Origin of the sequence: Rapidithrix thailandica, from assembly GCF_039710355.1 — a bacterium.
Lineage (GTDB): Bacteria > Bacteroidota > Bacteroidia > Cytophagales > Flammeovirgaceae > Rapidithrix > Rapidithrix thailandica.
Window position 1 is genome coordinate 83,515 of the sequence record NZ_JBDKWZ010000007.1, and the last position, 13,960, is coordinate 97,474.

The window sequence follows — 13,960 nt, forward strand, 5'->3', positions numbered from 1 at the left end:
ATTAAATACCAAAATAGTTTTTCAAACTATCTTTAAACATGCTTTAAACTAAACAAGATTGAGATAAATTTGTATTCGAGATCCATACAAAGATACAAGATTCAAAGCAGGGTACCTCTAAAGGGCTATTTTGCCTTTGAAACTACATCCCATACATTTAAAAATTAAAGGAATATACTCTGGGCAGATTGGGCACAAAATTAACAAATAAACAGCAAACCGTGCGAAAGAAGGCCTTTCTGGCACGGGCAAGGCAACTACTCAGCCGTTTGGCTATCGGGTTGTTGACTTTCACCATGCTGTTGTTAATGGCCGTTCAGTTTCCGGGAGTACAGACGTACCTGGCAGAGGTAGCCACCCGGAAATTAAGCGAAGTCAGTGGTTTCCCCGTCCATGTCCGGTCGGTCGCTATCGACTGGTTTGATGTGATCCGGCTGGAAGGTATCACCATTCAGAACTCCAACAAAGAATCCATCATCACTGCAGAAAGCCTTAGTGTGGATTACTACTTCAAAGAGTTGATTCAAAATGGGGATATTTATCTGGATAAGGTAGAGTTGGGAGATGCCGAGGTCAATCTGGTCAGAAGAGACGAACTCAACCTCTTGGAGTTTGTACATGCTATGAATGAAGCCTTCAAGAAGAAGAAGTCTCAAAAAAAGAAGAAATTAAGCCTTTTTCATATCGACAAAGTCAATCTGGCCAATGTCGTTTTACACTATGACAAGCCACCGGCTCCCTATTTACCAACCGAAGCTTTTGATTACAATCACTTTACGGTCGATAGCATTTACGGAGAAGCCTCCCGTTTCCGGGTCGCTTATGACACCATTGAATTCCGGATGGATAACCTTCAGGGAACGGAGGTAAAAACGGGGCTGGAAGTCAAAGAGCTGGATGTCTTTTACCGTTATTGTCGCAAGTCCATGACCTTTGACGACTTGTTCGCTAGGGTAGGAAAAAGTACCCTCACCGACTCACTGGTATTTGCGTACGATCACCCTTCCAACCTTAACAACTTTAATACGGAAGTAACCCTGCACGCCCATTTGGATAGTTCGGTCATTCATATGGAAGACCTGGCCCATTTCAATCAAAAGTTCAAACCCATCAAGGATGTCTATACTGTTACGGGAGATGTCAAGGGAAGCGTTTCTAATTTCAGGGTCCGAAACCTGGATGCGCAATTTGGCCAAGGAAGTCATTTGGTAGGCAATGTGGAATTTAACGGTTTCCCCAATGTCTTGGAAACGTTCTACGATTTGGATTTTACACAAGGAAAGCTGGATACCCGCGACCTGCAGCAATATTTGCCGGAGTACGAATATCAGATTATTTCCAAATTCGGGAAAGTCCAATTCCAATCGGATTTCATTGGTTTCCTTACCGACTTTGCCACCAAGGGAAGGTTCCATACCAGCTTGGGGCATTTGATCACGGATATTAATATTAAAACAGAAAAGTCCTTGTACAAGGGAGCCTTAACCACCCGGGGTTTTGACCTGGGCCGGTTGCTGGACATGTCTGATATGGTCCAGAAAGTGGATATGAACGGCAAAATTCAAGGCTCCGGCTTTCGTATGGACAATGCCAATTTTGTATTGAATGCCCGGTTACAGCGTTTCGGTTTGATGGGGTATGATTACCAAAATATCACCCTGGACAGCAGTCATTTCCAAAAAAATGTTTTTGTGGGGGAGTTAAGTGTAAAGGACCCTAACCTTCAGATGTATATGGACGGAGAGGTGAATTTTAAGGACAGTACTTTTAATTTCATCGCACAATTAGATACCGTTCATCTCGATCAAATCAATTTGTCAAACGATCCTTTGTTCATCCGCTCGCAGATTCATGCCAACTTTACAGGCCTGGATCCTGAAGATATTGACGGAGTCATAAGCCTTTACAACAACGAGGTCCTTTACCGCAGAAAGCAACTGCTTTTGGACAGCCTGACCATCACTACGGATGCCAAGCCGAATACGCGATCCATTCAGGTGAATTCTGAACTCATCAGCGTGGACTTATCTGGCGATTTCGAATTTTCACAACTAATTCCGGATGCACAAAATTTCTACAGAGAATTTCAGATAGCCCATTCTTTGGATGATTCTGTGGCAAGGGCTTATTATGCCGAAAAAGCAAAAAAGCCCGAAATTCCACCTTATAACCTGACCTTTGAAGTAGATATGCCCAATGCCAATAAAGTACTCCGCTTGTTCAACGATTATATTTATTTGGCTGAGTACTCCCACCTGAGTGGCGCGATGACAGTAGCGGATTCCCTTCAATTCCAACTGGACTTCAAGACCGATACCATGATTTACCAAGCTGTGGAAATGATGGGCAATCAAGTCAAAATATCCGGTTATAAACCTCAAGACAGTGTGCTCTTTTACAGCGAAGTATATGTAAACTCCGCTCATCAACTGCTGGACCAAGTGAAAACGGAAAATTTCCAATTCACCGCCATCCGCAGCGACAGCACCTATTTTTTGGATGGAATGATCGAACATTCGGATTCCGAAGACTTTTTTCATGTGCAAGGCGATATCAACCTTTTCAAAGACCGTATGGAGTTGGAGTTTTCCGAATCCGACTTTCTATTCTTAGACCACTATTGGGACAGTGACGGACTCAACCGGATTGTCATAAGTGATTCATTGTATCAGTTTCAGGATGTATCTTTCAGCAGTGGCAATCAAAAAGTTTCGGCCCATGGTACCTTATCCTCAGACAGTACGCAATCTCTCTTGATCGATATTCAAAACTTCAGTTTGAATATGCTCAGTAATTATCTGGGTAGAGATTTACAGGGGAAATTAAATATGGAAGGGAGGCTCACCAATTACTTCCGGAATACTCGCCTGGAAAGCAATGGTGTGGTGGAAGGCATCGAAGTAGATGGTTTTTATTTGGGGAACCTCAAAGCCAATTCGTCTTGGAACAATGCTTCTTCCTCTCTGGATATTGAGGCAAACCTGGAACGCGATGGGAAAAACATTGTCAAATTATTGGGAGGCTACAATCCCCAAGCAAGCGAATATGAACAGCTCAACCTGGACCTAATCCTGGACGGGGCCTCTCTGGAAATCGTGGAGCCCTTCCTCAAAGAGCAAGCCTCGGAGTTTAAAGGAATTGCCATCGGGTATATTACCATCAAAGGATCTTTGGAAGAACCTACATTAAAAGGAGATGCCCTAGTACATGACGGTAGCTTTAAGGTCAATTATTTGAATACAACCTACGGCTTTAACGACCGGATCTATTTTTACGAAGATCAGATTGGGTTTAAAAACCTGCGCTTAGTAGACAAAAACGACCATTATGCCTACTTAAACGGGGGCCTTTATCACAACGGGCTAAAAAACTTTGTCATCCAGCTCTCTGCCCAACTGCGTCAGTTCCAGGTATTGGATACCCAACAGGAGCACAACGAATTGTTTTATGGTGCTGCCGTAGGTACAGGTTCCGTAGAATTTTTCGGGCCTTTGGAAAACATAGAGATTACGGTGAATGCTTTAACAAACTATGGCACTAAAATCTACATTCCACTAGAAAGCGAAGAAACCATCGAGGATCAAAACTATATCACGTTCGTTGCCCCTAACCATGCTTCGGATTCAACCATTCACCTACAGGCCAGCAAAGAAAAGGTCGACTTAAGTGGTATCAAAATGGACTTCAACCTGGAAATCACTCCGGATGCCTATTGCGAAATTATTTTTGACAAACAGGCGGGAGACATTATCCGGGGAAATGCCAATGGAAAACTCACCATGAACATCGACACACAGGGGGAATTTAACATGTACGGTGATGTGGAAATCGTAAAGGGGGAATATAACTTCACCATGTTGAATATTATCAACAAAAACTTCGGAATACTGCCCGGTTCGCATATTACCTGGCAAGGCGATCCGTATGCTGCGGAGATGGACGTCACCGCCAACTATACGCAATTTACCTCCCTGGCACCGATTCTTGACTATACGGACAGTACTATCCTTACCGCACCGGAGGTGAAGCGAAAATACCCGGTGGATGTATTGTTGGACTTACAAGGCAAACTCATGTCGCCCGATATTTCCTTCAATATCAATGTACGGAACTATCCGAACACCGTACTGGCCAGTGGAATCCCTATCTCCCTGGAAAGTGAGGTGGCGGCATTTAAACAAAGAATCAAATCCGATGAACAAGAGCTGAACCGGCAGGTTTTCAGTTTGATTGTTTTGAAAAAGCTTTCCCCGGAAAAAACCTTTAGTGGTATTTCTCAATCTGCCAGTAGTAGTGTAAGTGAGCTTTTCACCAATCAGTTGAGCTATTGGGTGTCACAAGTGGATGAAAACTTGGAAATTGACGTGGATCTCAACGGATTGGATGCGGAGTCTCTCAACACGCTTCAATTGCGTTTGTCCTACTCCTTATTTAACGGCCGGCTGAGGGTAACACGGGACGGGGCCTTTACGCATGCCAATAATAAAGCCAATGCCGCCAGTATTGTAGGAGACTGGACCATCGAATACCTACTCAACCCCGATGGAAGTTTGCGGATTAAAATGTACCATAAGCTCAACGCCAATTCCTTTAATACAGGATTGGAAAATAACTCCGTAGCGGGCACCAGTATTCTACATACCAAGAGCTTTAACTTCTTTGACGAAATTTTCTTGGGTGACCGCAAAAAACGCCAGAAGAGAAAGGAACTGAGACAACAACGCAAGAAGAAAAAGATAGCCCAGGAAAAAAAAGCATTGGAGGTAAAAAAAGAAAAGAAACTTCCGGATAAAGAAAAGTCCCAAAAGAAAGAGGAAACAGAAAATGAATAACCATTCGCTGTTTTCTCTTTTCATTCTGACTAATTGACCAAGCAATTGGGTCGTAATTTTTTAAAAGCTTTTATTTCCAGCTCTGAGATTTCATTCCCTGTGAAATCTATGGTTTGCAACCTTCTTAAGCGACTTATTTCTTTCAAAGTATTCACTTCCGTATTACTCAACCATAGTTTTTTCATATTCAAAGCATTACTAATCGGTTCCAGAGAGGATACTTGTGTATTGGAAATATCCAGGTTTTGTAACAAACGGTGCTGATGCAAGCTACTCAAATCCGACACTTGGGTGTTTGACAGGATCAGCTCGACCAACTTTGTCATACCTTCTAAAGGTGTCAGATTATTTATTTGTGTATTGGCCAGGCTCAAATGTTGGAGCTGGGTTAAGCCCACCAAAGGGTTCGTATCTGCCACTTGGGTATTATACACTCGAAGGGTGCGTAATTCTTTCAGTGCGGCAATCGCTTCCAGAGACTTTACAGGGGTATTCGAACATTGCAACACTTTAAGTTTCGTAAGTCCCTGTAAAGGCTCCAGGCTTTCCACCTTCGTATCCGAACAATAAAGCTCCCTGAGTTCCGCATGTTCGGCCAGAGGACTCAAGTCACTTGCCTTGGTTTCGTAAATGGTAAGCTTCTTAAGTTTTCGGAGATCTTGAAGGGGGTTAAGGTCTTCCACTTGAGTGAGTGAACAATCCAAATCCTCCAGGTGAATCAAATGTTTGACCGGTTCTAAGGACTTGATTTTTGTATCCGAACAATACAATACCCTGATCTTTTTCAGGTCACGAAGAGGCCCCAGGTCTGAAATATGCGAATAATTCAAATACAGCATTTCCAAATTTTTGAGCTTGGCGATCGGCTCCAACGTTGACAATGCATACGAATTAATGTCTTGGCCATAGCATACCAGCTTGCGCAATTCATAAATTCTATTCAAAACCAAAAGGCCCGGCTCATCGCCTTCTATACGGGCAGCTTTCTTGAATATATTTTTCCACTCTGGGTCCAGGCTTTTCCACCACTCCTTAGACAATACCGGGTATAACTGTACATCCGGCCGCATGGCTCTGAATTCTTCCATTTCTTCTTGAGGCACTTTGGAATAAATACAATTCACCTTTTCCAGGCTCTGCAAAGAAAGCAAAGGGGACAGGTCTGTCACAGGTGTTTTGAGCAAATTCAGCTTTTCCAGATTATCCAGTTGACTGAGGGGCTTTACATGAGTGATAGGTGCACCGGCACAATTCAACGCATTCAATTCAAAGATTTTCTCTAAATGGTTCTCTGTAATGCTATCCGGATGTACGTTGATAGCTTTCGAGAAAATGATTTTCCAAGTCTTATCCAATTTATTCCACCACTGTATGGTCAGCGGTGAATCGGGCAGGGAATTGGAGGCAAAAACCTGGCAATAGCTACTGATTAAGGTACATCCCAGGATCAAAAAACTTGTTCGTAAAGAAAGTTTCATAAAGATTTATGATTCATTCGAAAATATTTTTTAGGAGCAGAAAAAGTACAGTGTTACCTTCGCACTGATTTATAAAAAAATGCACAAGGAATTTTGTAAGTAAAAACAAATTTTCAATAATTGTATTATTTCTTGAAAGCATTTTTTTTTATTTGCACAAGCATTTGACTATATATTTGGCCAGGATAAAGGAGAAGAAAATTTTTTCATATGCCGCAAACCCCAGATAAGGTACTAGAAGCACTCAAAAATAATCAATACTCACCCGTGTATTTCTTACATGGGGAGGAACCCTATTATATTGATGCGATTGCCGAGTACATTGAACAACACGCTTTAACCGATACGGAACGGGGGTTTAACCAGACAGTTATGTATGGGAAAGAGGTAAACATGCGCAACATTCTGGAGAGTGCCCGCAGGTTTCCGATGATGGCACAACGGCAAGTGATCCTGGTGAAAGAGGCTCAGGAAATTCAGGATATCAACCGCAAAGAGGTACAAGCCAATTTGGGAAACTACTGCAAAAGCCCTGTCCCTTCTACCGTGTTGGTTTTTGCCTATAAACACAAAAAACTGGATGGCCGGACCGAATTAGCCAAAACTTTAGATAAATATGCCATTTTAGTAGATTCTAAAAAAATCTATGAAAATAAAGTACCGGATTGGATCAAACAGTACTGCAAGGATAAAAAGCATAAAATCACTGAAAAAGCAGTGAAAATGCTTACCGAATACATTGGCAATGATCTGGCCCGGACGGCCAATGAGATCGATAAAATGCTGTTGAACTACGAAGGGCAAGTAGAAATCGATGATTCGATGGTGGCCAAACACGTAGGTATTAGCAAAGAATACAATATCTTCGAATTGCAAACGGCTATCGCCAAAAAAGATGTGTTCAAAGCCAATCGCATCATTAAGTATTTTGAAAAAAATCCTCGCAACAACCCGATCATTCCCATCATCTCCTTACTGTATGCTTATTTTTCAAAAGTCCTGTTGGTGCACCACAACCGCAGTTTGGACAAGCATGCCCTGGCCAAGGCAATTAATGTAAATCCATACTTTCTTCAAGAGTACATTACTGCCAGCCAAAACTACTCCCTGCACAAAACCATACTGATTGTCAACTATTTGCACCAAGCTGATTTACAATCCAAAGGTGTTAATTCTTTGGCCTCCGAGAGTCATATTTTAAAAGAGTTAATTTACCGTATTCTCCATTAAGGAAGGAATTCAAAGTATACCCTTTCCCCCAAAAAATCCAACCGGAGGCTAAAGAGTGCTGTCTATTTTTTCTAATGAATTCACCGAATATGCCACCGGAGCATCTGAAAATAAGACTTTCGTAGCTTTCCAGGTACCTCTGAAAAAATCCGACTGGCGATAACGTTGTAGCGCATCATCATTACACCATTTACTGTAGGACATTAATACATTCGGCTGGTCAATGTCCTGTAACAACTCTAAATATTCACAGCCCGGAAAGGCCCTGATTTTATGCTTTACACTCTCGAAAAGCTCCATAAATGCTGGCACTTTTTCTTCCGTAAAGGACATACGTACAATCCTGGTTAACATAGAGGCAATTATTTTGTTTCCGGTAGAAACCGGTTTATTGATGAATATTTGAAAATCAAGCAGATAAGTACTGGTTAATATCTGTTAAAGATAAATAGATTTTGCCATTCTCAAGCCTTTCTCTCTTGCTTAATATGTACTGTTTTTAGTATTTTCAAATATTAGAATTACAATACATACCTAAAATAAGCGAAACAATACCCTCTATTTTAATAAACTCCTTCTTTTTTAAATAGCTCAAACGAATACACTTCACTTTGGCCGCCGGTCAAGTACTCACTCTTTCACGCGACATTTCATACGACTCAAGATTTCAAAACCATGAAAATACGTATCACTACCCTAGTAGCTTTATTAAGTTATTTCCCTTTATTGTTATGGGCTCAATGTATCAGTATACAAAACGGCTCCTGGAATAGTCCTTCTATTTGGACAAATTGTGATGGGGGAATTCCGGATGAAAACAGCGAGGTCATTATCTATCATACCATTAGCTACCCTTCCAGTTTTACCTTGTCGCCATCCGGTACCCTCGCCATCCATGCTCCAGGCTCTTTAAGTTTTTCCTCTTTATTCCCTCCAACTTTTACAAACAATGGCCAGGTTATCTTAAACGGAGGTGAACTCTCCGTACCAACTTTGGCAAACAACAATAGCATTCTTCTGAATAATGCTTCCTCCGTTTCCAGCACTACATTGAACAATATAGGAAATATTTCCATCAACGATGGGTCAGAATTGAAAGCAAGTTTGGAAATGAATTCTCTTGGCGGCACCTTATCACTGGATGGAGGGATCGTAAACGCCCCGGGTATTTTTACCATGGAAGCGGGAACAGTTACGGGACAGGGGATTTTTAACTGTGGCCTATCCAGTGTCAGCATTTCCACCGTCAACGATGAATTTATCCTGTTATCTACCTGCACGGAATTAAACAACCTGTTGCCTATCGAATTGGTAACTTTTGATGCCAAACGGAAACAAGGAACCGTCCATATTTTCTGGACTACTGCCTCTGAAACAAATAATAACGCCTTTGTTCTTGAGCGCTCCCCAGACGGATTAAATTTCATGGCTCTTCACAAACAAGCCGGGGCGGGTACCAGCCATGAAGAGCATCACTATTCATTTACTGATCAGGCTCCCCTTCCAGGAATTAACTATTACCGGTTAAGACAAAGAGATTTTGATGGAAATACCTCTGTCTCCCCTGTTATCGCGGTGAACCACAAAACCTCCACCTTAAAAGCCAAAATTTTTCCGAACCCTCTCTCATCCGGCAACTCTTTAAATATCCGGTTAGAGGTAGCAGTACTCCAAGAAGAGGTTCAAGTCTTTATCTTTAATTCATCGGGTAAGAGACTCTTTCAAAAAACATACTCCCCAAACAATACTCCACACCTCCAAATAGACCTCCCTTCCCTAAAACTGGACAAGGGGATTTACTTGTTGAAAATCATTCATTCTTCCGCTTCTTTTACAGAAAGGGTGTTGATTTATTGAAGTTATGGAGAAAAAACGCCTTGCCGGCATTCACCGGCAAGACGCATTCATTATCATCTTAAAAGGCTACTACATACTTCTCCGGTACTGCCCTCCTACTTCAAATAATGCATGGGTAATTTGTCCCAATGAGCAATATTTGGTTGCTTCCATCAAGGCAGCAAAGGTATTTTCATGACGGAGAGCGGCCTGCTTCAACTCTTGCAAGGCCAATGTGGCTTTGTCGTGATTTCGCTTTTGCAAATGTCCTAACGTATCAATTTGCTCTTTTTTCTCTTCAACGGTAGAGCGAATTACTTCTTGAGGAATCACAGTAGGAGATCCTTCGGAAGACAAATAGGTGTTCACTCCGACAATAGGCAGTTTCCCGTTGTGTTTCAAGGTTTCGTAATAAATTGATTCCTCTTGGATTTTGGTTCTTTGGTACATCGTTTCCATCGCACCGATCACCCCTCCCCGTTCATTGATCCGGTCAAATTCCATCAATACGGCCTCTTCTACCAAATCGGTTAACTCTTCAATGATAAATGCCCCTTGAATAGGGTTTTCGTTGGTAGCTAAACCCAGCTCTTTATTGATGATCATTTGGATGGCTACCGCCCTGCGCACCGATTCCTCCGTAGGGGTGGTGATTGCTTCATCATAGGCATTGGTATGCAAGGAGTTACAATTGTCATAAATGGCATAAAGCGCTTGCAAGGTGGTACGAATATCATTAAAAGCAATCTCTTGGGCATGTAAAGAGCGTCCGGAAGTTTGGATATGGTATTTGAGCTTTTGCGAACGTTCATTAGCTCCGTATTTTTCGCGCATCGCCTTGGCCCATATTCTCCGGGCCACCCGGCCAATCACTGCATACTCGGGATCCAGACCATTGGAAAAGAAGAAGGAGAAATTGGGCGCAAAATCGTTAATGTCCATTCCCCGGCTGAGGTAGTATTCCACGAAAGTGAAACCATTACTCAAGGTAAGCGCCAATTGTGTAATCGGATTTGCCCCTGCCTCGGCAATATGATAGCCGGAAATGGATACACTGTAAAAATTCTTTACCTGATGATTGATAAAGTATTGTTGCATATCTCCCATCAAATGCAAAGAAAATTCGGTGGAAAAAATGCACGTATTCTGCGCCTGATCTTCCTTCAGAATATCGGCTTGTACCGTACCCCTCACTTTGCGAAGTGTGTCGGCTTTGATTTTTTCATATACCTCCTTCGGCAACACTTGATCTCCCGTGACTCCTAATAGCATCAATCCCAACCCGTCATGACTTTCGGGCAGATCTTTATTATACTTCGGTTGGCTTGCTTCGTCTTTGAAAATTTTCTTGATTTTCTTCCTCACTTCTTCTTGCAGGCCCTTCTCCTTGATATACAGCTCACATTGCTGGTCAATCGCAGCATTCATAAAAAAAGCCGTAATGGCTGCCGCCGGGCCATTAATGGTCATCGAAACGGAAGTCTTCGGATCGGCCAGGTTAAAACCTGAATAAAGTTTTTTCGCATCGTCCAGGCAACAAACACTTACCCCGGAGTTTCCGATTTTTCCATAGATATCCGGCCGGTAATCGGGGTCTTCTCCGTACAAGGTTACTGAGTCAAAGGCCGTAGAAAGCCGGGCCGCCGGTTGATTCAAAGACAGATAATGAAATCGCTTGTTTGTCCGCTCGGGATTGCCCTCTCCGGCAAACATCCGGGTGGGGTCTTCCCCCTGCCGCTTGAAAGGAAATACTCCGGCCGAATAAGGGAACTCTCCCGGCACATTTTCTTGCAAGCTCCAACGGAGAATATCCCCCCATCCTTTATATCTTGGCAGGGCAATTTTAGGCACTTGTGTATGCGAAAGGGATTCAATATACGTGTCAACTTTAATCTCTTTTCCCCGAACGGTATACACATACTGTTCTCTTTTGTAATTTTCAACTTTTTCCGGCCATTGGTTAAGCAAGCGCTTGTTACTGCCGTCCAGTTGTTCTAAAGTTTCTTCATATTTTGCTTCCAGGAGTTTTGCCGGTTCCTCGTCTTCCGGTTTTTTAAACAAGTTCATGCTCTTGTGCAGCCCGTACAAATGATCGGCAATGTCCGCCTGTTGATCCACCCATTGATCGTACCTGCGAATCGCCTCGGATATTTCGGCCAGGTAACGGGTGCGTTGAGGTGGGATGATATAATGCTTTTGAGAAGCCTCATTCACTTTATGATAATGCGAAGACCAAGCTAATTGAAAGCGCTCATTCAACAGATCGATGATCGCCCGGTACAAGGTATTCATCCCCGGATCGTTGAACTGCGAAGCAATGGTACCATAAATCGGCAAGCTTTCCGGTTCGCTGTCCCACAGTTGATGATTTCTGGCGTATTGTTTCCGTACATCCCGCACAGCATCCATCGCTCCACGCTTGTCAAACTTATTGATCGCAATGATATCGGCATAGTCCAGCATATCAATCTTTTCCAATTGAGTGGCCGCACCGTATTCCGGAGTCATTACATATAATGAGGCATCGGAATGATCGATGATTTCCGTATCCGATTGGCCGATGCCGGAAGTTTCCAGGATGATAAGGTCAAACTGAGCCGCTTTTAAAATGTCCAACGTATCCTGAATATATTTGGATAAAGCCAAATTGGATTGCCGGGTGGCCAAAGAGCGCATATATATCCGGTCATTGGCAATGGCATTCATCCGGATACGGTCACCGAGCAAGGCCCCACCAGTCCTTCGTTTAGATGGGTCCACCGAAACAATGGCGAGTTTTTTATCTTCGAAGTCCAGCAAAAACCTCCGCACCAGTTCATCAATCAAACTGGATTTACCGGCTCCACCCGTACCCGTAATACCCAAGACCGGTACTTGTTGGGTGACATGCATTTCCTGAATGGCTTTAAGAATGGTCTGGGCCATTTCCGGATGGTTTTCCACCGCTGAAATTAGTTTGGCCAATTCCGGAGCTTTTTTGGCTTTCAGCCCTTTTACTTCTCCGTTAAGAGAGGCCCCGGTAGGAAAATCACATTGAGACAACATATCGTTGATCATTCCTTGAAGCCCCAAAGCCCGGCCATCATCCGGAGAATAAATCCGGGTAATGCCATATTGATGTAATTCTTCGATTTCCGTAGGCAGAATCGTACCTCCCCCTCCACCAAACAATTTGATATGCCCGCAACCCCGCTCATTGAGCAAGTCATACATATATTTAAAAAACTCGATATGCCCTCCCTGGTATGAAGTAATAGCAATGGCTTGCACATCTTCCTGAACCGCACAGTCTACAATTTCATTGACAGAGCGGTTGTGGCCCAGGTGAATCACCTCAGCCCCCGAGCTCTGCATAATCCTGCGCATGATATTAATGGCCGCATCATGACCGTCAAATAACGAAGCGGCCGTTACAATCCGGATTTTATGCTTTGCCTGATAAATTTTTCCCATTTTGTTTATGTGTTTTTTAAAGGTTAATTTTTAAGGTAAAAGGAGTTTGTAATATGTTGTTAGTGGTTGTAATTAAGCGATAGCGCTTATTTTTCGCCCAATGGATTGGTACTTGGTTAATTTTATCAGTTATTTATTTTCCCAATTACTATTTCCAAATTTAACTAAACTCAATTTGTTTGCGAATAGTAGCCCCCGAATCTTTAATTTTGCGCGATAATAAGATGGGCTATCTTTTTGAAAATATGTGAAGCAATCCATTCACTTTCTGACAGAGGGATAGCCTAGAGGGGTATCATAATCAATAATTACAATGAAACAATATTTAGATCTACTGGAACGGGTTTTAGAGGAAGGCGTAAAAAAAGAAGACCGTACGGGAACCGGTACCATCAGTATATTCGGTCATCAAATGCGCTTTGACCTGGAAAAAGGCTTTCCTTGCCTAACGACTAAAAAACTTCATTTGCGCTCGATCATTCACGAGTTGTTGTGGTTTATCAGTGGGGATACCAATATCAAATACTTAAAAGAAAACAAAGTACGGATATGGGACGAATGGGCTGATGAACATGGAGACTTGGGACCGGTGTACGGCTACCAATGGCGCTCCTGGCCTACGCCTGACGGACGAAAAGTTGACCAACTCAGTCAACTCATCGAGCAAATCAAAGTCAACCCCAATTCCCGGAGGCTCCTTATCAGCGCCTGGAATGTAGCGGATGTAGACAGAATGGCTTTGCCTCCCTGTCATACCATGTTTCAATTTTATGTAGCAGAGGGAAAGCTTTCCTGCCAATTGTACCAACGGAGTGCAGACGTATTTCTCGGAGTACCCTTTAACATTGCCTCTTATGCCTTACTGACCATGATGATGGCCCAGGTATGCGGACTTAAGCCCGGAGATTTTGTCCACACCTTCGGAGACACTCATTTGTATCTGAATCATTTGGAACAAGCGCGGTTACAATTGAGCCGGGAGCCTAAAGAATTGCCTCAAATGCGCATCAACCCGGAGGTCACTTCTTTATTTGATTTTAAATTTGAAGATTTTGAGTTAATCAACTACGCTCCTCATCCACATATTAAAGCGGAAGTTTCTGTTTAATCTACGGAGGAGAGAAGTCCAGT

At 42.8% G+C, this 13,960-nt stretch carries 7 protein-coding genes; 4 read left to right on the top strand and 3 right to left on the bottom strand.

Translation table 11 applies throughout. The features are described 5' to 3' along the window. The first annotated feature begins 221 nt into the window (after positions 1-221). Positions 222-4,832 carry a translocation/assembly module TamB domain-containing protein gene (locus AAG747_RS13385; protein WP_346821685.1) on the top strand — a complete coding sequence of 1,537 codons (4,611 nt, stop codon included), beginning with the start codon at positions 222-224 and terminating at the stop codon, positions 4,830-4,832. Positions 4,833-4,861: 29 nt separating this feature from the next. Here the strand turns inward: AAG747_RS13385 and AAG747_RS13390 are convergent, their stop codons facing one another. Further along, entirely contained in the window at positions 4,862-6,310 is a 1,449-nt protein-coding gene (locus AAG747_RS13390) for a leucine-rich repeat domain-containing protein (RefSeq protein ID WP_346821686.1), read from the bottom strand. A 210-nt stretch (positions 6,311-6,520) separates the two neighbouring features. Here AAG747_RS13390 and holA point away from each other — a divergent pair, with 210 nt between their 5' ends. Further along, positions 6,521-7,540, top strand: a complete 1,020-nt coding sequence (gene holA / locus AAG747_RS13395; RefSeq protein WP_346821687.1) for a DNA polymerase III subunit delta — start codon at positions 6,521-6,523, stop codon at positions 7,538-7,540. A 48-nt stretch (positions 7,541-7,588) separates the two neighbouring features. Here the strand turns inward: holA and AAG747_RS13400 are convergent, their stop codons facing one another. Beyond that, positions 7,589-7,894 carry a putative quinol monooxygenase gene (locus tag AAG747_RS13400; RefSeq protein ID WP_346821688.1) on the bottom strand — a complete coding sequence of 102 codons (306 nt, stop codon included), beginning with the start codon at positions 7,892-7,894 and terminating at the stop codon, positions 7,589-7,591. Between the two features lie 321 nt (positions 7,895-8,215). On the opposite strand from AAG747_RS13400, the gene AAG747_RS13405 reads away from it, so the two are divergent. After that, positions 8,216-9,397, top strand: a complete 1,182-nt coding sequence (locus tag AAG747_RS13405) for a T9SS type A sorting domain-containing protein (protein ID WP_346821689.1) — start codon at positions 8,216-8,218, stop codon at positions 9,395-9,397. Between the two features lie 69 nt (positions 9,398-9,466). Here AAG747_RS13405 and AAG747_RS13410 read toward each other — a convergent pair whose 3' ends face one another. Beyond that, positions 9,467-12,829, bottom strand: coding sequence for a methylmalonyl-CoA mutase family protein (locus AAG747_RS13410; protein ID WP_346821690.1), 3,363 nt, complete (start codon positions 12,827-12,829; stop codon positions 9,467-9,469). 313 nt (positions 12,830-13,142) lie between these two features. Between AAG747_RS13410 and AAG747_RS13415 the strand changes: the two genes are divergently transcribed. Beyond that, a complete protein-coding gene (locus AAG747_RS13415) occupies positions 13,143-13,937 on the top strand; it encodes a thymidylate synthase (RefSeq protein WP_346821691.1) in 795 nt (264 codons plus the stop codon). Positions 13,938-13,960: the final 23 nt, after the last annotated feature.